Source organism: Phenylobacterium sp. (assembly GCF_037968635.1).
Taxonomy (GTDB): Bacteria; Pseudomonadota; Alphaproteobacteria; order Caulobacterales; family Caulobacteraceae; genus Phenylobacterium.
Genome location: NZ_JBBKVV010000176.1, coordinates 44,031 through 64,471, shown reverse-complemented (window position 1 = coordinate 64,471; position 20,441 = coordinate 44,031). Strand labels below are relative to the sequence as shown.

At 66.5% G+C, this 20,441-nt stretch carries 20 protein-coding genes and 1 pseudogene; 11 read left to right on the top strand and 10 right to left on the bottom strand.

Annotated features, from left to right (window positions below):
- From AAC997_RS19195 to AAC997_RS19175, 5 genes and pseudogenes are all read right to left on the bottom strand, one after another.
- A pseudogene (locus AAC997_RS19195) lies at nucleotides 1–263 on the bottom strand (5-aminolevulinate synthase); the annotation flags it as partial.
- Nucleotides 264–429: 166 nt separating this feature from the next.
- Nucleotides 430–1,317 carry a 3-hydroxyisobutyrate dehydrogenase gene (mmsB, locus tag AAC997_RS19190; protein WP_340647309.1) on the bottom strand — a complete coding sequence of 296 codons (888 nt, stop codon included), beginning with the start codon at nucleotides 1,315–1,317 and terminating at the stop codon, nucleotides 430–432.
- Between the two features lie 13 nt (nucleotides 1,318–1,330).
- The gene (locus tag AAC997_RS19185; protein WP_340647308.1) at nucleotides 1,331–2,086 is read right to left on the bottom strand and encodes a methyltransferase; all 756 of its coding nucleotides are present in this window, start codon (nucleotides 2,084–2,086) and stop codon (nucleotides 1,331–1,333) included.
- Between the two features lie 60 nt (nucleotides 2,087–2,146).
- Complete coding sequence (locus AAC997_RS19180; protein ID WP_340647307.1) at nucleotides 2,147–3,199, bottom strand: enoyl-CoA hydratase/isomerase family protein; 1,053 nt, start codon at nucleotides 3,197–3,199, stop codon at nucleotides 2,147–2,149.
- Nucleotides 3,196–4,335 carry an isobutyryl-CoA dehydrogenase gene (locus AAC997_RS19175; protein WP_340647306.1) on the bottom strand — a complete coding sequence of 380 codons (1,140 nt, stop codon included), beginning with the start codon at nucleotides 4,333–4,335 and terminating at the stop codon, nucleotides 3,196–3,198. The genes AAC997_RS19180 and AAC997_RS19175 overlap by 4 nt, the downstream gene beginning before the upstream one ends.
- Nucleotides 4,336–4,427: 92 nt before the next feature.
- On the opposite strand from AAC997_RS19175, the gene AAC997_RS19170 reads away from it, so the two are divergent.
- Genes AAC997_RS19170 through AAC997_RS19155 form a run of 4 tightly spaced genes read left to right on the top strand, consistent with a single transcriptional unit; the run spans nucleotide 4,428 to nucleotide 6,656 of the window.
- A complete protein-coding gene (locus tag AAC997_RS19170) occupies nucleotides 4,428–4,907 on the top strand; it encodes a hypothetical protein (RefSeq protein ID WP_340647305.1) in 480 nt (159 codons plus the stop codon).
- Nucleotides 4,908–4,917: 10 nt separating this feature from the next.
- Complete coding sequence (gene hemB / locus AAC997_RS19165; protein ID WP_340647304.1) at nucleotides 4,918–5,934, top strand: porphobilinogen synthase; 1,017 nt, start codon at nucleotides 4,918–4,920, stop codon at nucleotides 5,932–5,934.
- Complete coding sequence (locus AAC997_RS19160; protein WP_340647303.1) at nucleotides 5,931–6,317, top strand: NUDIX domain-containing protein; 387 nt, start codon at nucleotides 5,931–5,933, stop codon at nucleotides 6,315–6,317. Before hemB ends, AAC997_RS19160 begins: the two co-directional genes overlap by 4 nt.
- Nucleotides 6,318–6,329: 12 nt before the next feature.
- Nucleotides 6,330–6,656, top strand: coding sequence for a hypothetical protein (locus tag AAC997_RS19155; protein ID WP_340647302.1), 327 nt, complete (start codon nucleotides 6,330–6,332; stop codon nucleotides 6,654–6,656).
- Here the strand turns inward: AAC997_RS19155 and AAC997_RS19150 are convergent.
- The gene (locus tag AAC997_RS19150) at nucleotides 6,653–7,159 is read right to left on the bottom strand and encodes a GNAT family N-acetyltransferase (protein WP_340647311.1); all 507 of its coding nucleotides are present in this window, start codon (nucleotides 7,157–7,159) and stop codon (nucleotides 6,653–6,655) included. The two genes, AAC997_RS19155 and AAC997_RS19150, sit on opposite strands and share 4 nt — an antisense overlap.
- A gap of 53 nt (nucleotides 7,160–7,212) precedes the next feature.
- Between AAC997_RS19150 and AAC997_RS19145 the strand changes: the two genes are divergently transcribed.
- Nucleotides 7,213–7,389: a hypothetical protein gene (locus AAC997_RS19145; protein WP_340647301.1), complete on the top strand. Its 177-nt coding sequence runs from the start codon at nucleotides 7,213–7,215 to the stop codon at nucleotides 7,387–7,389.
- On the opposite strand, the gene AAC997_RS19140 is transcribed toward AAC997_RS19145, so the two are convergent.
- Together AAC997_RS19140 and AAC997_RS19135 are read right to left on the bottom strand one after the other, a co-directional pair.
- A complete protein-coding gene (locus AAC997_RS19140) occupies nucleotides 7,373–7,894 on the bottom strand; it encodes a GNAT family N-acetyltransferase (protein ID WP_340647300.1) in 522 nt (173 codons plus the stop codon). The genes AAC997_RS19145 and AAC997_RS19140 overlap by 17 nt on opposite strands.
- Nucleotides 7,891–8,748: an NAD(P)-dependent oxidoreductase gene (locus tag AAC997_RS19135; protein ID WP_340647299.1), complete on the bottom strand. Its 858-nt coding sequence runs from the start codon at nucleotides 8,746–8,748 to the stop codon at nucleotides 7,891–7,893. Before AAC997_RS19135 ends, AAC997_RS19140 begins: the two co-directional genes overlap by 4 nt.
- A gap of 87 nt (nucleotides 8,749–8,835) precedes the next feature.
- Here AAC997_RS19135 and AAC997_RS19130 point away from each other — a divergent pair, with 87 nt between their 5' ends.
- Complete coding sequence (locus AAC997_RS19130) at nucleotides 8,836–9,738, top strand: flagellar motor protein MotB (RefSeq protein WP_340647298.1); 903 nt, start codon at nucleotides 8,836–8,838, stop codon at nucleotides 9,736–9,738.
- 86 nt (nucleotides 9,739–9,824) lie between these two features.
- Nucleotides 9,825–10,586: an arginyltransferase gene (locus AAC997_RS19125; RefSeq protein ID WP_340647297.1), complete on the top strand. Its 762-nt coding sequence runs from the start codon at nucleotides 9,825–9,827 to the stop codon at nucleotides 10,584–10,586.
- Nucleotides 10,587–10,660: 74 nt separating this feature from the next.
- Here AAC997_RS19125 and AAC997_RS19120 read toward each other — a convergent pair whose 3' ends face one another.
- Together AAC997_RS19120 and AAC997_RS19115 are read right to left on the bottom strand one after the other, a co-directional pair.
- A complete protein-coding gene (locus AAC997_RS19120) occupies nucleotides 10,661–12,955 on the bottom strand; it encodes a TonB-dependent receptor (RefSeq protein WP_340647296.1) in 2,295 nt (764 codons plus the stop codon).
- A 162-nt stretch (nucleotides 12,956–13,117) separates the two neighbouring features.
- Nucleotides 13,118–14,596 (bottom strand): serine protease, encoded by a 1,479-nt coding sequence (locus AAC997_RS19115; protein WP_340647295.1) that lies wholly within the window; start codon nucleotides 14,594–14,596, stop codon nucleotides 13,118–13,120.
- Between the two features lie 158 nt (nucleotides 14,597–14,754).
- Here AAC997_RS19115 and AAC997_RS19110 point away from each other — a divergent pair, with 158 nt between their 5' ends.
- The 4 genes from AAC997_RS19110 to AAC997_RS19095 all read left to right on the top strand — a co-directional run bounded on the left by AAC997_RS19110 (nucleotide 14,755) and on the right by AAC997_RS19095 (nucleotide 20,161).
- Complete coding sequence (locus tag AAC997_RS19110) at nucleotides 14,755–15,426, top strand: DnaA/Hda family protein (RefSeq protein ID WP_340647294.1); 672 nt, start codon at nucleotides 14,755–14,757, stop codon at nucleotides 15,424–15,426.
- Nucleotides 15,427–15,489: 63 nt separating this feature from the next.
- Nucleotides 15,490–17,697: an RNA degradosome polyphosphate kinase gene (locus AAC997_RS19105; protein ID WP_340647293.1), complete on the top strand. Its 2,208-nt coding sequence runs from the start codon at nucleotides 15,490–15,492 to the stop codon at nucleotides 17,695–17,697.
- Nucleotides 17,678–19,171: a Ppx/GppA phosphatase family protein gene (locus AAC997_RS19100; RefSeq protein WP_340647292.1), complete on the top strand. Its 1,494-nt coding sequence runs from the start codon at nucleotides 17,678–17,680 to the stop codon at nucleotides 19,169–19,171. Before AAC997_RS19105 ends, AAC997_RS19100 begins: the two co-directional genes overlap by 20 nt.
- A gap of 3 nt (nucleotides 19,172–19,174) precedes the next feature.
- Entirely contained in the window at nucleotides 19,175–20,161 is a 987-nt protein-coding gene (locus AAC997_RS19095) for an NAD(P)-dependent oxidoreductase (RefSeq protein ID WP_340647291.1), read from the top strand.
- The last annotated feature ends 280 nt before the right edge of the window (nucleotides 20,162–20,441 follow it).

Below are 20,441 nucleotides of genomic sequence, written 5' to 3'. Positions count from 1 at the left end.
CCGGAAATGTTGCGGGTGCCGCCCGAACCGCCGCCGGCCTCATCGATGGCCGTGTGCATGGCGTCCAGGACGACCGGGTTCTGGCCCTGGCCAAGATAGTCATTGGAGCACCAGACGATCACCTCGGACCGACCGCCGTCCTCACGCGTCCAGGTCGCCTTGGGGAACTGCCCCCGGTGGCGCTTCAGGTCGGCGAAGACCCGGTAACGTCCCTCGGCGTGAATCTGCTCAAGAGCGGTGCTGAACGCGGCCTTATAATCCATCGACTTGAATTCCAGCCGCGCGTTCGACGATCTCGCGCCGCGACCGGTCCCCTTGCTTCGCCGGGCTTATCGCGCCCCGCGTCCCCGTTGTCTACAATCCGTCATGTCGCAAGACCGCACATTTCGTGAGCGTACAGTCAGAGTTCGTGAACGGCGATAACCATTCTCAAGGCGCGACGCCCCGGAACAGCTGCAGAATTGCGCTGAAGTCCTTCGATCCGCCACCGAGGCGGTCGAACAGAGCGTACATGCCCTCGGCCTGAGCGCCCATCGGCGTGGCCGCGCCGGACTTGGCGGCGGCCTCCTGGGCGAGCTTCAGGTCCTTGAGCATCATGGCCGTGGCGAACCCGCCCTCATAATCGCGATTCGATGGCGCTGCCGGCACCTGGCCCGGCCAGGGGCTGTAGTTGCTGAGCGACCAGCACTGTCCTGAGGACTTGGTGGCGATCTCGAAGAAGCGGTCGGGATCCAGGCCCAGCTTTTCCGCCAGCGCGAAGGCCTCGCACACCCCGATCATCGAGATGCCCAGCACCATGTTGTTGCAGATCTTGGCCGCCTGCCCGGCCCCGTGGTCGCCGGCGCGGATGACCGCGCGGGCCATGGGATCGAGCGTGCCCTCGACGGCCGCGAAATCGGCCTCGTCGCAGCCGACCATGAAGGCCAGGGTTCCCCCTTCGGCGGCCGCTGTGCCGCCGGAGACCGGCGCATCGGCGAAACGGAAGCCCTGGGCCTTGGCGTCGGCCGCGACAGCCCGGGCGCTCTCCACATCGATGGTGGAGCAGTCAATCAGCAGGGCGCTCTTCGGCGCCCTGGCCAGCACCTCGTTCGCATAGACGGCCCGGACATGGGGACCGGCCGGCAGCATGGTGATCACCACCTCGGCGTCGGAGACGGCCTCCACCGCCGAACCGGCCGCGCGGCAACCCGCCGCCACGGCCTTCTCCAGCGCCTGGGCCGAAAGGTCGAAGGCCGCGACGGTATGGCCCGCCTTCGCCTGGTTGGCGGCCATGCCGCCGCCCATGTTTCCCAGACCGATGAACGCGATCCGCGTCATGGGCGACGCTCCCTTACTTGGGTTTGCGGAACTTGTAGATGAACTGGTCGGTGTGGCCGCGCAGGGTCGGGTCGAAAACGCCCTTGGTGTGGTCGTCGGTGGTGTTGCGCAGCAGGGTGCTCTCACCCTCGTACTGGAAGCCGGCCGCGGCCAGTTCGCTCTTCACGATGGCGGGGTCGATGCGGTGCAGCTTGTCGGCGGTGTCCAGGGGCGCGCCCAGGAGAGCGGCGTGGTCGAGGACGATATAGACGCCGCCCGGCTTCAGGGCCGCATAGACCGCCTTGTTCACCGCCGCGACGTCCAGGTTGAAGCGGGCCAGGTGCAGGTCGTGATAGTTCTGCGACGTCCAGATCACGTCGGCCTGGGTCGGCAGGGCCAGGGTCTGGAAGCTGGCCTGCACGACCTTGACGTTGCCGTAGTTGGCGTCGGCCGCCACGGCCAGGATCGGGTTGGGCTTGGCGTCGGGCGCGGGGTTCGGCGGCGGGGCGTTGATCACCGCGTAGACCGTCCCCTTGGGACCGACGGCCTTGGAGAAGATGCGGGTGAAATAGCCGCCGCCGGGCAGGAAGTCGGCCACCGTCTGGCCGGGCTTCACCCCGGCGAACTCCAGCATCTCGGCTGGCTTGCGGTCCGCGTCGCGCTTGGTGTCGGCTTCCGGGCGGCCCGCGTCGGCGACCGCGGCGACAACGTCCTTGGAGGGCGCGGCGTGCGCCACGCTCGTGGAAAGCGCCAAGGCCGCCACGGCGGCCAGCAACAGATTGCGTGTCATCGGTTTTCTCCCAAGTTTCGTTGTCTATCGGGATACCATTCGGCGGCCCGATGCGTCTCGTTACAGTGGAGTTAGGGGAGTCCAGGTCTGATCGGAAGGCAGCGGCGCGAAGATATCGTCCAGCATGGCCTCGGTGACGCCCTCCAGAGTAGCCGGGTTCCACTTCGGGGCGTTGTCCTTCTCGACGATCACAGCCCTCACACCCTCGATGAAGTCGTGCCGCTGAACCACACGGGCGCCGATCCGGTACTCCATCTCCATGTTGTCGGCGAAACTCGCCGCCTTGCCGCCGAGGGCCAATTGGCGGAAGGCGACCTTCATCGTCTGGGGAGACTTCGCCGACAGAGCCTTGAGTTGGTCGTCCGACCAGTCGGTGTCGGAGTGCTGCAGGGCCTCGACGATCGCCTCGACGCTCCCGAGCCCGAATATTCGCTCGATCTCGTCTTGATGCTCGGCCAGGCGAGGCCGCCCGGCGTCCCCCTCGAACTCGGTCAGCAACGTCTCGACGGCGGCGGGATCGGCGATCAGGGCGGTCTTGAACGCGTCGATCTGAGCGCTGGGAATGAAGTCGGTGGCGATCCCCACCAGTTCGCAGTCCGCCGCCTTCAGCCGCGCGCCGGTGAGCGCCAGCCACAGGCCGATGTGGCCTGGCATGCGCGACAGGAACCAGCCGCCGCCCACATCGGGGAACAGGCCGATCCCAGTCTCCGGCATGGCGAAGGTCGTCCGCTCGGTGGCCACGCGGTACTGGGATGGCGCCGCCAGACCGACGCCGCCGCCCATAGTCACGCCGTCCATGATCGCCACCACCGGCTTGGCGTAATCGAACAACAGGTGGTTGAGGCGGTACTCCTTGAAGAAGAACTCGCGCGCCGCCTTGCCGTCCGCCGCCCCACTTTCGGCCAGCATTCGGATGTCGCCGCCGGCGCAGAACCCGCGCTCGCCGGAGTGGTCCAGCAGCACCAGATCCACCGCCGGATCGTCCTTCCAGGCCAGCAGGGCGTCGGTGAGGATTTCGCACATGCCTGTGGTGAGCGCGTGCAGCGCCTGCGGCCGGTTCAGTGTCAGGCGGCCGACACGGCCGTCGATTCGGACCAGGACTTCGTCATTCATTGCCGCAGCAGCTCCCGGGCGATGATCACCCGCATGATCTCGTTGGTGCCTTCCAGGATCTGGTGGACCCGCAGGTCGCGCACGATCCGTTCCAGCGGATAGTCTTTCAGGTAGCCGTAGCCACCATGCAGTTGCAGGGCCTGGTTGGCGACCTCGAAACCGGTGTCGGTGGCGAACCGCTTGGCCATGGCGCAGTACTGCGTGGCCTTTGGATCGCGCGCGTCGAGGGCTGCGGCCGCCCGGCGGACCATCAGGCGGGCGGCGTCCAGTTCGGTGGCCATGTCCGCCAGCCGGAACTGCAGAGCCTGGAAGTCGGCCAGGGCCTGGCCGAACTGCTTGCGGGTGAGCAGGTAATCGCGGGCCGTATCCAGCGCCAGTTGCGCCCCACCCAGCGAACACGACGCGATGTTGATCCGCCCGCCGTCCAGCCCAGCCATGGCGAAGCGGAAGCCTTCCCCCTCCCCGCCCAGGCGGTTGGCCTCCGGCACGCGCACGCCATCCAGGTTCACCTGGGCCGTCGGTTGAGCGTTCCAGCCCATCTTGCGCTCCTGAGCGCCGAAGGAGACGCCCGGCTGGTCCTTCTCCACCACGAAGGCCGAGACGCCCTTGGCCCCGGCCGCGCCGGTGCGGGCCATCACCAGGTAGATGTCGGAGGTTCCGGCCCCGGAGATGAAGGCCTTGGAGCCGGTCAGGACATAGGAATCGCTGTCTTTCTTCGCCGTTGTAGAGAGCGCCGCAGCGTCCGACCCCGAGCCCGGCTCGGTCAGGCAATAGGAGGCGATAAGTTCCATGCTCGTCAGCTTCGGCAGGTAGCGTTGACGCAGGTCGTCGGAGCCGAAGCGGTCGATCATCCACGAGACCATGTTGTGGATCGACAGAAAGGCCGCGGTCGGCACGTCGCCGTAGCTGAGCTGCTCAAAGACGATGGAGGCGTCCAGCCGCGTCAGGGCCGAGCCGCCGACGTCCTCCCGCACATAGAGGCCGGCGAATCCCAGCCCCGCGGCCTTGCGCAGCACATCCACCGGAAAGTGCTTGTCTTCGTCCCAGCGGGCCGAGTTGGGCGCCAGTTCTTCGGCCGCGAAGACGCGGGCGGCGTCCTCGATGGCGCGCTGATCTTCGTTGAGGGTGAAATCCATGATCTGCCTGGCCTCGAAGCGGTTGGCTTGAGGAGTTCGCCCCACTGGCGCAACCTGTCAACGATGCGCGCTGTGCGCGGGGGAGTCGCGGCATGACCGAACAGTTGATGGGGCGCGGCCCCGAAGCAGCCCGAAACCTCGCCTTGGTGAACTACGGCCTGCTATTTGCGGCGATCTTCTTCGCCGGCATCCCGGCCCTGATCGCGGTGATCATCGCCTATTCGCAACGAGACGACGCGCCGGCCGCCATCCGTTCCCACCACGATTTTCAGATCAGGATTTTCTGGGTGGCCTTCGCCTTGACCATGGCCGCGGGCGCGTGCGGCCTAGGGGCCTTGATCAGCGGGATCGGAGAACTGCTGGAGTTCACCCGGGTCAATGGCTGGGATGGCTTCTCGACGATCAACATCGATCTATCCCGAATGATCATCGATGGCCGGATCGTCAGCTTGCTGGTCGCCGCGGTGGTTCTGTCGCTGCTGGCCGGGCTCTGGCTGATCGCGGCCCCCGCCATCGGCTTTATCCGCTTGGTTTCAGCGCGGGGGATTGGCCTGACCTCGCCTGCGGCCTAGAGAACGGGCCATGAAAAACGCCCACCTCGCCGCCTACCCCGCCCTGCGTCTGCGTCGCCTGCGCCAGGCCGACTGGGTCCGACGCCTGGTCCGCGAGAGCGTTCTGACCCCCGCCGACCTGATCTGGTCGATGGTGGTTCATGAGGGTGAGGGTGAAGTCCCCGTGGGTTCGATGCCCGGTGTTTCGCGCCTGTCGGTGAAGGACTGCGCCAAGGCCGCCGTCGAGGCCCGCAAGCTCGGCATTCCGGCCATCGCGGTCTTCCCCCACATCGACGGCGCCAAGAAGGACGCCACCGGCAGCCTGGCCCACGACCCCAACGGCCTGGTGGCGACGGCGGTCAAGGCCATGAAGGACGCCGCTCCCGAGGTCGGGATCATGTGCGACGTGGCGTTGGACCCCTTCACCGACCATGGCCACGACGGCCTGATCGAGAACGGCCGCATCCTCAACGACCCCACCATCGAGACCCTGGTGCGCCAGGGGATCATGCAGGCCGAGGCCGGCGCCGACATCCTGGCGCCCTCCGACATGATGGACGGCCGCTGCGGAGCCTTAAGAACAGCCCTCGAAAGCGCGGGACTTCAGGATGTTATGATCATGTCCTACGCCGCCAAATACGCCTCGGCCTTCTATGGTCCCTACCGGGAGGCGATCGGCTCGGGCAAGCTTGGGACCGGCTCGGTGGACAATCCCGGCGACAAGAAGACCTACCAGATGGACTTCGCCAATTCCGATGAGGCCCTGCGCGAAGTGGCCCTCGACATCGCCGAGGGCGCCGACATGGTCATGGTCAAGCCGGGCATGCCCTATCTGGATATCGTCCAGCGCGTGGTGGAGACCTTCGCCATGCCCACCTTCGCGTTCCAGGTCTCGGGCGAGTACGCGATGATCAAGGCCGCCACCCAGAACGGCTGGCTGGATGAGGAACGCGCCATTCTGGAAAGCCTCGGCGCCTTCAAGCGCGCGGGCGCGGCCGGTGTCATCACCTACTTCGCCCCCACCGCCGCCCGTCTGATGGGCGCGTGACCCGGCCGCCGATCTGCATTGTCGCGGGCGTGATCCGCGACGGCCAGGGTCGGCTGCTCACCGTGCGCAAACAGGGCACAACGGTCTTCATGCTGCCCGGCGGCAAGCGAGATCCCGGTGAGGACGACATCAAGGCGCTTGCCCGCGAACTGGCCGAAGAGTTGGGCTGCGTCCTAGTGGACAGCCGCGCGCTCGGTGTCTTCACCGCGCCGGCGGCCAACGAACCCGACACCCAGGTGGAGGGGGCGATCTACCACGCAACGATCCGCGGTGAGGTCGCAGCTCAGGCTGAGATCGCCGAACTGCTGTGGATCGACCCGGCGGCCCCACCTAGGGTGCGCCTCGCGCCCCTGCTGGAAACCCAGGTCCTGCCCCGACTCTAGATGGAGACGACCATGACGAACGCCCTCCTCCGCGCAGCGCTCATCGGCGGCGCCTTGGCCCTGTCGCTCTCCGCCTCGGCGTCCGCCAGCTCCGACGACGCCTGGATCGAGTTCCAGAAGGATGTCGCGTCCCGTTGCAAGACGGCGGCGACCAAGGATTCCGGCGTGAACGCCTGGACGGTCTCGGTCTCGGCGTTCGGCAGCCAGCGCTTCGGCATGGCAATCCTCACCGGCAAGACGAAGGGGGGCGTGCCCGTGAAATATGCCTGCGCCATGGACAAGAAGACCAAGGCCGTCGAGGTCGCGGGCGGTGAGCCCTCCGGCTGGGCAGCGCGCTAAACGTCCGAGACGAAATAGCGGCTCTCGCCGCCGTGGTCCGGCAGGGTGACCATGCCGTCGAACGTCAGGCCGATCTTCTCCAGAACGCGGATGGACCCCTCATTCTGGGGTTTGGTGATGGCCACGATGCGGCCGAGCCCCAGCGCCTTGCGGCCATGAGCCAGCACCCCCGCCCCCGCTTCCGAGGCGAACCCCTGGCCTGAGAACCTCGCCAGGAACGCGTACCCAATGTCGGGATGGTCAAGCACGTCGCGCTTGATCAGCCCGCAGATGCCCACCGGCTCCGCCGTGGCCTTCAACCCCACCCACCAGAGGCCGAAGCCATGCTGAACGTAGCTGGCCGCCGGTCCGTCGGCGACATAGCGGCGGGCGTCCTCCAGGGTGCGCACCTGCCGATCACCGATGTTCTCGATGAACCCCGGCTCGTTGAGCAGTTCCAGGATGAAGGCGTCGTCGTCGGGACTCAACTGCCGCAGGAACAACCGCTCAGTCTCCAGCACCATCACCGACACCGCCCCACCTCCATGACTGATGTTTCCGCCCCAGGACTACTCGAGTGAGGCCGCCGACGACTCTCCGGGCCGCCTGCGAAAACCTCGGCAGCATGATCGACGACGCCGACCTTTCCCAGCCCATCGCCGACCTGCTGTCACGCGCGGGTCAGATCGGCGAGGCCGAGCTGTCGCTGAATCTCGCCAAAACCCGGTCCAAGGGACTTAGACCGGGCGGCTGAAAAAGAGCGCGAACTCGCCTTCTGAAGGCGTGCCGTCATAGAGGGTCAGGTCCAGGCCGCTGAGGCTGAACCCCAGAGCCTGATAGGCCGCGACCCCCGGCGGATTCTGGTTGCTGGTCTCCAGCCAGACATGGCGCGCCGCTCGCGCCCTCGCCTCCTCGAGCACAACTTCCATCAGCCGACGGCCCAGGCCCTGTCCGCGACGGCTCGCGTCCACATAGAAGTGCCAAAGCACCAGCCGCCAGTTCCAGGCCTGGAAGCCCACAGCGGCGAAACCGATGATCCGGGCCTCATCCACCGCCACCCAGGCGCGGCTCCAGGGGCGGTCAGGATCGTCCAGATCCTCGATAGGAAAGCGCTTGGTCACTGTCTGCCGCTCGGTGCGCAGAACCACGCCCTCCGGTCCGGCGCAGGCCGCCAGCACATTGGCGGTCTGCACAGAGCTGTCGATCGCCGCAATGCCCGCCGAGTCCCCGGGAAGAGTGGCGGCGCGGATACTGATCACGGCCTTTCGAGCCGGGCCACCAGGCTGGAGGTGTCCCATCGCCGGCCGCCCATCGCCTGAACCTCTTCATAGAAGCCGTCGACCAAGGCGGTGACATCGAGCTGGGCGCCGTTGGATGCCGCCTCGTCCAGCACCAGGCCCAGGTCCTTACGCATCCAGTCGACGGCGAAGCCGAAATCGAACTTGCCTTGCGCCATCGTCTTCCAGCGGTTGTCCATCTGCCAGGACTGCGCCGCCCCCTTGGAGATCGCCTCGTAGACCTCCAGGGGGTCAAGCCCGGCGCGTTTGGCGAAGTGCATACCCTCAGCCAGACCCTGGACCAGGCCGGCGATGGCGATCTGGTTGACCATTTTGGTGAGTTGCCCCGCGCCCGGACCGCCCATCAGGCGAACGGCCTTGGCGTAGGCCATGATCACGGGCTCGGCCCGGCCGTAGGCGGCCCTGTCTCCGCCGCACATCACGGTGAGCTGTCCGTTCTCCGCTCCGGCCTGGCCGCCGGACACCGGCGCGTCGATGAAGAATCGCCCGTTCTGCTCCAACAGGACAGCCAACTCGCGGGCCACCTTGGCCGAGGTCGTGGTGTGATCGACGAGGATCGCGCCCGCCGCCATGGCCGGCGCGGCCTGGGACACGACGCCGCGGACGTCGTCGTCATCGCCCACGCACAGGAAGACGATCTCGGCGCCCTCGGCGGCCTCCGCCACCGTCGCGCACGCCCGTCCGCCATGACTCTGGACCCAGCGCTGCGCCTTCGCCGGACTGCGGTTGAAGACCGCCACCTCGTGGCCGGCCTTGGCCAGGTGTCCCGCCATCGGGAAGCCCATCACGCCCAAGCCCACGAATGCGACCTTCATGCCCAAGTCCTTCTGAACAAACTCAACGCCATCTTAACGAGCCCTACCGCACCTTGCCCTGGAATCATCGTTAACCGGATTTGAATCATGGCTGTCGGCGAAGCCCCTATCCTGATCAAGAAAATCAAGAAGAGCGGCGGTCATGGGCATCATGGCGGCGCCTGGAAGGTGGCCTACGCCGACTTCGTGACCGCGATGATGGCGTTCTTCCTGCTGATGTGGCTGATCAACACCACCAGCCCGGAACAGAAGCGCGGCATCGCCGACTACTTCGCCCCAGCCAGCGTGTCGGAAACCACCTCGGGCTCCGGAGGCATCCTGGCCGGCACGGCCCTGGGCGAGGACGGGTCCAAGGGGGCGGGCTCCATGGCGATCATCGAGGAGATGTCGCCGGAATCGAAGAACCCCGACGACGGCAAGGCCAGCGACGCGGCCAAGGCCATCGACTCCCAAGCCTCCAGCGAGGCCATGAAGGAAGCCCTGGAAAAGCGCGAGGAAGCCGCTTTCCAATCTGCGGCCCAGTCGCTGCGCCAGTCGCTTCAGGACATGCCGGAGCTCGCCGAACTCTCCAAGAACATCATCATCGATCAGACCCCCGAAGGCTTGCGCATCCAGTTGGTGGACCAGGAGGGGCGCTCGCTCTTCAACGAAGGCCAGGTGCAACCCAACGACCGCGCCAAGCTGCTGCTGCGGGCGGTTGGCAAGATCGTCAATCAGTTGCCCAACCGGATCAGTATTTCCGGCCACACCTCGGCCAGTATGAACGGGCGCAAGGCCGACAGCGACTGGTCCCTGTCCTCGGCGCGCGCCGACGCCTCGCGGCGGTTGCTGCAAAACATCGGGGTCGATCCGGACCGCGTCTACCAGGTGGCGGGCAAGGCGAATTCAGAGCCGCTGTACCCGGACGATCCCACCCTGCCCGGCAATCGGCGAATCGCCATCGTGCTGCTGCGGGAAGCTCCCGTGCTGCCGCCGGATAATGGGTTCTAGGCTGTGACTCTCGGAACACTTGCGCAACCCACCGGCATGACGCCTAATCGGTCGCAGCGCAGTGGTTCGAGAGCGATCGCAAGTCAGTGACGCAACATTTTCCGACCCGACAACTCAGGTTCTTCCTGACGGCGCCGAGCCCCTGTCCCTATCTGCCGGAACGGCATGAGCGAAAGGTGTTCGCCCACCTGCCGCTGTCGGACGGCGCCACGGTGAACGACTCCCTGACCCAGGTCGGTTTCAGGCGCTCCCAGAACATCGCCTATCGGCCCGCCTGCGAAGCTTGCTCGGCCTGTGTCTCGGCCCGGATTCCCGCCGCCGACTACGTCTTCTCGCGCTCGGAGCGCAAGACGCTGGCCCGCAACGAGGACATCGAGCGCCACCTCGTGGAGGCCGAGGCGACCATGGAGCAGTTCGACCTGCTCCGCCGCTACCTGCTCACCCGGCATGCCGATGGCGGCATGGCCGAGATGACCTGGCCCGACTTCGTCGCCATGGTCGAGGACACGGCGGTCCGCACCCACATCATCGAATACCGGCTTCGTTCCAGGGACGGCGGGCCTGGCGACCTCATCGCCTGCGCCCTTGTGGACTTGATGAGCGACGGCCTGTCGTTGGTCTACAGCTTCTACGACCCCACCCTGGCCCGCCGCAGCCTGGGCTCCTTCGTGATCCTGGATCACGTGGCGCAGGCCGGCCTCACCGACATGCCCTACGTCTATCTGGGCTATTGGGTGCGGGGCTCGGACAAGATGGACTACAAGGTCCGCTTCTCCCCCATTGAACTGCTGCGTCCCGAGGGCTGGTCCCTCATGTCGGCGCGCGACCGGGTCGCCGACAAGGTCTAGCCCCGCCACGGACGCACGTCTAAGCCTCACCCCGAGCCGTGGGCCGCCACGGCCCGGGATGATGTCGCCGGCGGCTAGAACTCCGCCGAGATCGTGAACTGGATCGTCCGGCGCGGGCCTGGCCGGAAGGACGCAGGCGTGCCGGTCGTGACGTTGACCGTGCCCAGGTAGTCTTCGTCCAGGATGTTGTCGATGTTCACCCGCGCCTTGATCTGCTCGAACGGTCCTGCCCCGAACCCGTCGCCCAGGTCCACATAGGCATTGTAGATGGTGTAGCCGTCGGTCTGCTCGCTGTTCACGAAGTTGGTGTAGCGCGAGCTGATGTGCCGGGCGGAGACATTGATCACCGCGCCCTCGGCCGGCTCGAAGGTCACGCCGCCGGTCCACAGCCATTCAGGGAAGTCTGGCACCCGATTCCCGGCGATCGCGAAGCCCGGGAAACTGTCCTGGAACTCGGCGATATTGTAGCTGAGATTGGAGTTGAAATAGACTTTCCCGCCCAGGAACTCCGGCTTCCACTGGCCGCTGAATTCCGCCCCGTGCGCCTCCACGGCGCCGACGTTCTGAGAGAAGGTCTCGGTCGTCGTCGAGCCCGGCACCACCGATGCGAAGGACTGCAGCCGATTCTCGAAGGTGGTCTTGTAGGCCACGATCGAGGCGTTGAAGGTTGGCCTGTTGGCCCGGTAGCCGATCTCCCAGTTGGTGGAGGTTTCGGCCTCCGGTCCAGGCGCCAGGGGACTGGCGGCCGAAAAGATATCGTCGGCCCCGCGCGGCAGGGCCATGTTCTCTGAGTAGGATGCAAAGATCTGGTCGCGGCCGTTGACGTCGAACACCCCGCCCACCTGCGGCAGGAAGCTGTCCTCCCAGGTCTTTGAGATGGACGGTTGGCGGCGCGCGATGAAGTCGCCCGGATTTCGATAGCCGGCGATGTTGTAGTCGACGCTGAGACTCTTGAAGCCCAGGTCGATCTTCAACCGATCGTCAAAGAGACCGATCGTGTCCTTCAGGAAGAACTCCACGGTGTCGCGGGTCGAGACGTAGTTGCGCTGCAGGTGGACCGGTTGGCTCAACAGCGGCGCGCCGTCGGGACTGCCGCCCACCTGGTTGTAGCGCTGCTGGGTGCGATGATAGTCGTCGTTCTCCACCCAGACGCCGCCCGAGATGTCGTGGTTGGCGAGGCTCCAGGTCAGCTTGGCTGTCGCGCCCTGGCGTGTGCCGTCCACCGTCGAAAGGCCATACTGCAGGCCCAGCGGCGCGAAGAGCCCCGGCACGATCAGACGCTCATTGTTGTAGTTGGTAAGCGAGGTCGAATAGGCCTCGGGCGAGACGCCGTAACCCTCCTTGGACTCGTAGTAGGCGCCCACCGTCAGCTTCAGCGTCTCACCGATCGGGGTGTCGTAGGTCAGGCCATAGAGGTGGTCCTGGCGGCTGTTGACGGCCTGTTTGTAGTACTGGTTGTAGGCGGTGTTGGAATAGGTGACGCCCGCCGCTGTCACGGGCAGCACCGGCACATAGCCCAGATAGGCGAAGCTGCGCCCCGAGCGGCCGAAGATGTCGCCGGCTGTTCCGGCGTACTGCGCCTTGGTGATCGATGGCGAGTCGTAGTCGAAATAGTCGTTGTGGACCGTCTGGAAGGTGATCGCGCCCTCGCCGATTTCGTAGCGCAGCTTGGCTTCATAGTGCGTGCGGTCAATGTCGCCGGGCCCGCGCCAGAGGTCGCCGTGGATCCATGAGCCGCTGACATAGCCCGACAGGCCCGCATGCTCTCCGAGATCTATGCGGGCGAAGGTGCGGCGCAGGTTGTCGCTGCCGAGGCTCTGACTCAGCACGCCGCCGAATTCCTCGTCCGGAACCTGGGTCAGGTAGCTGACGATCGGCCCCAGCGAGGCGTAGCTCGGCAGGCTGACATCGCCCGAGCCGGCCGAGGCCGTCACTCGCAGCAGGTTCTCGTTGTCGACGTAGCGGTAGATCGGGCTGCCGCCGAACTGGTCGCTGCGGCCCATGGGAATGTTGTCCAACAGGAAGCCGATCTGCTGGAAGTTGAAGGCGCGCACCGAGACCGAGTTGCCAAACTCGTACATGCCCAGGGCGTCATTGGCCTGGACGTTGAAGCCCGGCAGGGACTCCAGCATCTTCAGGCCCGTCACCCCGGCCGGCGCCGAAAGCAGCGCCTCGCGGGTGATCGCGACGGTGGCGGTGACCTGGTCGGTGCCGATGGCCACCGAGGCCTCGGAGACGCGGCTGCCGGTCACCACCAGTTCCTCCACAGTCCCCGAGGTCTGGGCCAGCGCCCAGGTCGGCGCGCTCAGCACCGCCGCAACCGCCGCGCCAGACAACAGCGCCGCACGGCGCAGGTTCAGAATGTTCATAGAGCTATCCCCAGCTCACCGTCCTTGGTGTGGGGAGAGGCTGACCCAGGATCCGCGGTCCAAATAGGCGCAAATGGTCAAGCTGCCTGTTTCACGCAGGAATGGCGGGATCGCCGAAAAAACGTGCAGCGGTTTGCCCCGCACGCGGCGCCGACCGCCCGCCTAATCGCGCGCGGAGGCCGCACCGCTGGAGGCGATCACCAGGAAGACCGAGCCCTGCAACTCCTCCACCAGGCTACTGATGGTGGGCCGCGGCGTGGCCGAAACCGGGACGCTGACAGCCGGCAATTCCGACAGCAGGTTGCGCACATAGCCAATCTTCAGAGCGTAGTTCACGTTCTGGGCGATCTCATTCTCACTGGCCTTCGTCATCTTGGAGATGACGATACCCACAGCCCGACCCTGGTCGTCGATCACCGGCCCGCCGCTATTGCCGGAGTGAATGGGCATGGAGACCTGCAGGAACCGCGCGTCGTCCCGCCGCCCGGTGGCGACATCGTTGCCCGCCATGGCGCTGACCTCGCCCGAGGTCATCTTCAGTGTCATGCCCAGCGTCCCCGGTGAGGGATAGCCCAGGGTGAAAACACGTTCCCCCAACTGGGCGGGCGCGGCGCTGAAGGCGATGGCGATTCGGGCCGGCAGGGGTCTCAGCGGCTTCAGAATGGCGATGTCGTTGGCCGGATCAGCCACCACCAACTCAGCGCGGCCGAAGACTTTCCCGTCGCGGGCCAGCTCCAGCAGAGTCGCGCCCTCGATCACATGGTAAGCGGTGATGATGTATCCCTTGGGGCCGAGCCAGCCGGTTCCGACGAAGGTCTCGCCCTCGTCCTCGGTGGCGACGATATGGCTCTCGTCGCAAACGTACTTGGCGAGTTGCTCGGTGGTCGAACCGGCGACATAGGTCTGAATCTCGACCTTGTCGGACGGCGGCTGATAGACCGCCACCAACGCGCCGACGGAGTCGTAACTGTCCACAGAGACCGTGCTGATCTTGTGCTCACCACACGCGAACATCTGGGCGATGAAGCCCGTGGTCATCTGCGAGCCGTCCGGCAGCCTGATGGGCGTGGCGCTGTCGGCGCGCAGGATCGCCGCCACGACCCCATCCCCAAGGCCCACCACACTGTCCTGGCGGACATAGTACCGGGTCTGGGTCTTCGGATCGTAGGCCGTGGGCAGCCAGTTCGTCTTGGTGGTGGGGCCCGTATCCAGGCTGGGCTTGAGGGCCGCCCGTTGCGCCACCACGGCGCAGACCTTCTCTTGCAGAACGGCGCCAACACTGCCGGGCGGCGCCGCATTGAACTGCCAACTGGCGCGCGGCACGATCTGGGAGCTCACCACCTGACCCTGCTGGTCCACATAGGCGTAGGAGACGAAGGCGAAGGTCCGGGTGCGACAGTCGTCCAGCCGTTGGATGACGGAATTGACGTAACGCTTGCCGCTGACGGCGTCCTTCAGCGGCTTGGGGGCCACCTGGCGCATGAAAGACTGGGTGTAACCGCCATTGGCGGCGATCGAACCCATGTCGATCTCGTATTGGCTCTGATCCTGATCCTTGGTCACCGCGACCCAGGATTGGGCGAGGGCTGAACTCGCGGCGGCGGCCATGACAAAGGCAGCGATAACGATATTGAGCTTCACGACGCCCCCTCGGCACACCCTGGGGATGAGCCTATCGACGGGCACGCGCGGCGGCAATGTCACCGTTCATCCCCAATTGCCGACGCTGTCCACATCGACCCGGCAAGTCCGCGTCGCTAAGATCGGCCCGTGACCGCCCCCACCCCAAGAGACGCATAGTGCGACAGCTACGCCTGAGCCTGAGGCGACCCGTATCCTATGCGCGCCGCGACCTCAGCCTGGGGCCCTCGAACGCCCAGGCCATCGCGGCTCTCGACGCCTGGCCGGCCTGGCACGGCGGCTGCCTGGTTCTGGTAGGCGCCCAGGGCATCGGCAAGACCCATCTGGCCCAGGGCTGGGCGGCTCAGGCCGGAGCCTTGGTCCTCGACCGCGATGCGACCGACGTCTCAGCCGCCAATGGCCGCCCCGTGCTGGTGGAGGACGTGGATCAGGGCGTCGACGCCGAGACCCTGTTCCACCTGATCAACATGGCTGGCCACGACGGCGGCAGCCTGCTGCTCACCGCCCGCTCGGCGCCGTCCGCCTGGTCAGCCGAGCTTCCCGACCTGCGCTCGCGTCTCAACGCCCTGCCGGTCGCTCTGATTGAGGAACCTGACGACGAAGTCCTCGAAGGTGTGTTGAGAAAGTTCTTCCGCGAGCGGAGCATTCGGCCACCCAAGGAGGTTTTCCCCTACCTGCTTCGGCGGATGGAAAGGTCGATCCCGGCGGCTCGCGAAATCGTCAGGAAGCTGGATGAGGCCGCCGACGAGGAACAGCGGCCCATTTCGCGCGCGCTTGCGCGACAGATTCTTGAAGATGATACGGACAATCTTGACCTTTTCGACGGATGACTTGAAGCCTCAGGTCGGTTGGATCAGAACAGGTCCAAACTCCAGTCCCAGGAATGTCCACCCATGACCTATGCCGCGCCCCTGCGATCCGACGGTGTCGAAATCGGGCGCGATCCCCTGACCCTGGATACCGAGCTGCTCGCCGCGCCGACCCGGTTCTTCAACCGCGAACTCTCCTGGCTGGCTTTCAACAAACGGGTGCTGGGCGAGAGCCAGAACGCGCGTCACCCGCTGCTGGAACGCCTGCGTTTCCTGTCGATTTCGGCCAACAACCTCGACGAATTCTACATGGTCCGGGTTGCCGGCCTGAAGGCCCAGGTCCGTGAAGGCGTCCGCGTCGTCAGCCAGGACGGCCTGACCCCGGCCGAGCAGCTTGAACGGGTCAATACTGAGGCGGCGGACCTGATGGGCGGTCAGCAGACCCGCTGGCGGGAATTGTGCGCCGAACTGACCGGAGAGGGCCTGCATGTGGTTGGCCCACAGGACGTCACGCCCGCTGAAAAGGCCGCGCTGGAGGAGACCTTCGTCAGCCGGCTGTTCCCGGTTCTGACTCCGCTCGCCATCGACCCGGCCCACCCGTTCCCGTTCATCCCGAACCTGGCCTTCTCTCTGGCGCTGAAGCTGCGCCGCCAGTCGGACGGCCGCCTGCTCTACGCCCTGGTCCCGATTCCGGCCCAGGTCGCCCGGTTCTGGTCGCTGCCCGCGACGCCCACGCGGCGGCGCAAACCCGAGCGGCGGTTCATCTCGCTGGAGAACATGGTCTCCCTGTTTCTCGACCACCTGTTCCCCGACTGTGAGATCGAGGCGCAGGGCGTCTTCCGCCTGATCCGCGACAGCGACATCGAGATCGAGGAAGAGGCCGAGGATCTGATGCGTGAGTTCGAGGCGCGTCTTAAACAGCGCCGCCTGGGCTCAGTCGTGCGCGTCGAGATCGAACAGGCCATGCCCGAGGAGCTGCGGGCCTTCATCGTCAACAACCTGCACGCTCAGCAGGACGACATCCTGATGATCGACGGCCTGCTGGGTCTCGACGAACTCTCCCAGCTGATCCCGCCCGACCGCTCGGACCTGAAGTTCAAGGCCTTCGAGCCCCGCTTCCCCGAACGCATCCGCGACCACGCCGGCGACTGCTTCGCCGCCATCCGCGAGAAGGACATCCTGGTCCACCACCCCTTCGAGAGCTTCGATGTGGTGGTCCAGTTCCTGCGCCAAGCGGCCCGCGACCCCAACGTCCTGGCGATCAAGCAGACCCTCTACCGGACCTCATCGGACAGCCCCATCGTCGCGGCCCTGATCGAGGCCGCCGAGAACGGCAAGAACGTCACCGCCCTGGTGGAGATCAAGGCCCGCTTCGACGAGGAGGCCAACCTGAAGTGGGCGCGCGATCTGGAGCGCGCCGGCGTCCACGTCGTCTTCGGCTTTGTGGAGTACAAGACCCACGCCAAGCTCTCGATGGTGGTCCGCAAGGAAGGCGACACCCTGCGCACCTACTGCCACTTCGGCACCGGCAACTACCACCCGGTCACGGCGCGGATCTATACCGACCTGTCGCTGTTCACCACCAACGCGGCGCTGGGCCGCGATAGCGCCCGCCTGTTCAATTACATCACCGGCTACGCCACACCCGACCGGCTGGAAAAGCTGTCGTTCTCGCCCATCACCATGAAGCATGACCTGCTCACTCTGATTGGCCAGGAGGTCGAGAACGCCCGGGCCGGCAAGCCCGCCGCCATCTGGGCCAAGCTCAACTCCGTGGTCGATCCGGTGTTGATCGACTGCCTTTACGAGGCCAGCCAGGCCGGGGTCTCCATCGACCTGGTGGTGCGAGGCATCTGCTGTCTGCGCCCCGGCGTGGCGGGCCTGTCGGAGAACATCCGGGTCAAGTCCATCGTCGGGCGGTTCCTGGAGCACTCCCGCATCGTGGCCTTCGCCAATGGGGCGGCCATGCCCTCGGCGGAGACGAGGGTGTTCATCTCGTCGGCCGACTGGATGCCCCGCAATCTGGACCGCCGGGTCGAGTGCCTGACGCCGGTGGAGAACCCCACCGTGCACCAGCAGGTTCTGCAACAGATCATGGTCGCCAATCTGAAAGACGAAGCGCAAAGCTGGACGCTGGACGCCGAGGGCCGCTATACCCGCGATCCGTCGTGGGACCACCCGGGCGCCTTCTCCGCGCACGAGTACTTCATGACCAATCCCAGCCTGTCAGGCCGGGGGCAGAAGGTGAAGGACATGCCGCGCGCGATCGATCATGTGGCCACGCACGGATAGCTCACCCGGTCGCCAGGCCGCCGTCATCGACCTGGGTTCGAACTCCGTACGTCTCGTCATCTACCGGCTGGAAGGCCGGGCGATCTGGACGGTTTTCAACGAGAAGGCCCTGGCCGGCCTCGGCCGCGACCTGCCCGCCACCGGACGGCTGTCGCCGGACGGTATCGAGGTCGCCATGGCGGCCATGCGCCGCTTCCGCGCCGTCCTGGACGGCCTGAACGCGTCGGAGATCATGGTGGTGGCCACCGCCGCGGCCCGGGACGCCATCGACGGCCGTGAGTTCCTGGCCCGCGTCCAGGCCGAGACCGGCCTGCGGGTTCGCATCCTGACCGGCGAGGAAGAGGCGCGCTACGCCGCCCTTGGCGTCGTCGCCGGTCAACCGGACGCTCACGGCGTGGTGGGAGACCTCGGCGGCTCCAGCCTGGAGCTGATCCGCCTCGAGGACGGCCAGTCCGGCGACGGCGTCACCCTGCCGCTCGGCCCCTTCTCACTCGGCGCGCCCCGCGCCCTGGACGTGGACAAGACCCGCAAGCGCGTCGATACGGCCTTGGCGCCGATGGGCGAACGGTTCGCCACGCCGCAGTTCCAGGCCGTGGGCGGCGCATGGCGCAACCTGGCCCTGCTGCACATGATCATGGCCGACTACCCCCTACGGGTGGCCCACCAGTACGAGATGAGTCGGGCCGACGCCCAGGACGTCGCCCGCTTTGTCACCAAGCAGTCGAAGGGCTCGCTCGAACGCATCCAGGGCTTGTCCAAGAAACGCTTCGACACCTTGCCCTATTCGGCCCTTGTGCTGGACGCCCTGATCGAGCGGCTCGGCGTCGAAAAGGTGGTGATCTCCGCCTACGGCCTGAGAGAGGGTCTGTTGTTGGAGGCCATGTCGCCCGAGGAACGGGCCCGCGACCCGCTGATCGAGGGCTGCGAGGCCCTCACCGCCGTGCGCGGCCTCTCCCACGATCTGGGCCTGGCCCTGGAAATCTGGCTGACCCGGGCCTTCGCCACGCTACCGCCGGTGTTCGGCGATCGCGACCCCATCCTGACCGCCGCCGCCTGCCGCCTGGCCGATCTGGGCGCCCGCCTGCACCCCGACCACCGCGCCGACCTCGCCTTCGACCAGGTGCTGAGGGCGCCGATCGCCGGCATGACCCATGCCGAGCGCGCCTTCCTCGCCTGCGTCGCCTTCGCCCGGCACTCCAGCGCCCCCAACACCCCGGAGCCGGACACCATCGCCAGGGTTCTGACCGTGGAACGCCGGCAGCGGGCCCGCGCCCTGGGCGCCGCCGTCCGCCTGGGCTGCGACCTCTCCGGCCGCAACGCCACCCTGCTACCTCATGCGGGCCTGGTGATCTCCGGAGGCCGCCTGACCCTCAGCGCCGAGCCGGCCTGGCGCGACATGCTGTTGGGCGAGCAGACCGCCAAACGCGCCGCCACCCTGGCCCAGGCGCTGAAACTCAAACTCGAAATGGCCTGACCGATGCAGCTCCTGCTCTCCGCCGCCGCCTATGAGCGCGTCAAAGCCCGCATCGCCCCCTTCGTGGGCGACCTGGACATCATCACCCTTTCCGGGCCTGACAGCTTTCAGCGCAACGGCCAGGACGTACCCGCCGACGGGGTCGATCCCGAGATCGTCTGGACCACTTTGGACGCCTACGGCGGGGGCCTGCTGCCCACCCTGATGGGGCGCATCCTCAAGGGCTCGAAGGCCCAGTGGATGCAGACCTTCAACGCCGGTATCGACGCGCCGATCTTCAAGTCGGTGATGGCGAAGGGCGTGCGGCTGTCCAAGAGCAACGCCCAGGCCGTGGCCATCGCCGAGTACGTGGTCTCTCACGCTCTCGCCCTGATCGCCCCCATCGCCGCTCAACGCGATCTGCAGGCCAGCAAGACCTGGAAGTCGACGCCCTATCGGGAGATCAGCCAGACCCGCTGGACCCTGGTGGGCGCCGGCGCGATCGGGACGGAGATCGCCCGGCGCATCAAGCCCTTCGGGGTTCACCTCACCGTGGTCCGCCGCAGCGACAAGCCCGACGAGCTGGCCGACGCCACGGTCACCAGGACGGACCTGCCCGAGGTTCTGCCGCAGAGCGATGTCGTGGTCCTGGCCTGCGCTCTGAACGACGAGACCCGCGACCTGGCAAACGACGCCTTCTTCGCCGCGATGAAACCTGGCGCGATCCTGATCAACATTGGCCGTGGCGGCCTGGTTGACGAGGACGCCCTGAAGCGCGGCCTGGACGCCGGCAAGCCTGGCTACGCCGTGCTGGACGTCTTTCAGGTGGAACCCCTGCCCATAGACAGCTGGATGTGGGAACACCCCAATGTTCGGATCAGCGCTCACACCTCGAACTCGGGCCAAGGCACCCCGGCGCGCGGCGACCAGCTCTTCGTCGACAACCTGAAGCGCTTCCTGGCCGGCGAGCCGCTGATCAACGAGGCCTCGCCCTCAGAAGTCGGGCTTTAGCCTACAGCGCATAGCAAGAGGGCGACACGTCGGTCGCCCGACATGCCGCCCTCTCATCCAGATCCCTTGCGGGAGCTGCGCCTCCAAGGTCGGTCGCCGCGTCGGTTTGCAGGTCGCCCTGCGCCGCTTCGCCTTCGACCGGTGTCACCCGGGCTGGTCGCTGACAAGTCGCCCCGTCAGCCCCTTGCCTGGAACCTCCTGCCCGCCTGATGGTCCGGTTTCCCGGGCCGCCCGCGCCGCAGTCCCTCTCGGCCTCATGACGGTGTGCCCATCCCGTAAA

What these genes read in the sequence shown, in the direction of transcription:
- mmsB (WP_340647309.1), bottom strand. Translation starts at nt 1,317, where the DNA reads ATGACGCGGATCGCGTTCATCGGTCTGGGAAACATGGGCGGCGGCATG.
- AAC997_RS19185 (WP_340647308.1), bottom strand. Translation starts at nt 2,086, where the DNA reads ATGACACGCAATCTGTTGCTGGCCGCCGTGGCGGCCTTGGCGCTTTCC.
- AAC997_RS19180 (WP_340647307.1), bottom strand. Translation starts at nt 3,199, where the DNA reads ATGAATGACGAAGTCCTGGTCCGAATCGACGGCCGTGTCGGCCGCCTG.
- AAC997_RS19175 (WP_340647306.1), bottom strand. Translation starts at nt 4,335, where the DNA reads ATGGATTTCACCCTCAACGAAGATCAGCGCGCCATCGAGGACGCCGCC.
- AAC997_RS19170 (WP_340647305.1), top strand. Translation starts at nt 4,428, where the DNA reads ATGACCGAACAGTTGATGGGGCGCGGCCCCGAAGCAGCCCGAAACCTC.
- hemB (WP_340647304.1), top strand. Translation starts at nt 4,918, where the DNA reads ATGAAAAACGCCCACCTCGCCGCCTACCCCGCCCTGCGTCTGCGTCGC.
- AAC997_RS19155 (WP_340647302.1), top strand. Translation starts at nt 6,330, where the DNA reads ATGACGAACGCCCTCCTCCGCGCAGCGCTCATCGGCGGCGCCTTGGCC.
- AAC997_RS19150 (WP_340647311.1), bottom strand. Translation starts at nt 7,159, where the DNA reads ATGGTGCTGGAGACTGAGCGGTTGTTCCTGCGGCAGTTGAGTCCCGAC.
- AAC997_RS19135 (WP_340647299.1), bottom strand. Translation starts at nt 8,748, where the DNA reads ATGAAGGTCGCATTCGTGGGCTTGGGCGTGATGGGCTTCCCGATGGCG.
- AAC997_RS19130 (WP_340647298.1), top strand. Translation starts at nt 8,836, where the DNA reads ATGGCTGTCGGCGAAGCCCCTATCCTGATCAAGAAAATCAAGAAGAGC.
- AAC997_RS19120 (WP_340647296.1), bottom strand. Translation starts at nt 12,955, where the DNA reads ATGAACATTCTGAACCTGCGCCGTGCGGCGCTGTTGTCTGGCGCGGCG.
- AAC997_RS19105 (WP_340647293.1), top strand. Translation starts at nt 15,490, where the DNA reads ATGACCTATGCCGCGCCCCTGCGATCCGACGGTGTCGAAATCGGGCGC.
- AAC997_RS19100 (WP_340647292.1), top strand. Translation starts at nt 17,678, where the DNA reads ATGTGGCCACGCACGGATAGCTCACCCGGTCGCCAGGCCGCCGTCATC.
- AAC997_RS19095 (WP_340647291.1), top strand. Translation starts at nt 19,175, where the DNA reads ATGCAGCTCCTGCTCTCCGCCGCCGCCTATGAGCGCGTCAAAGCCCGC.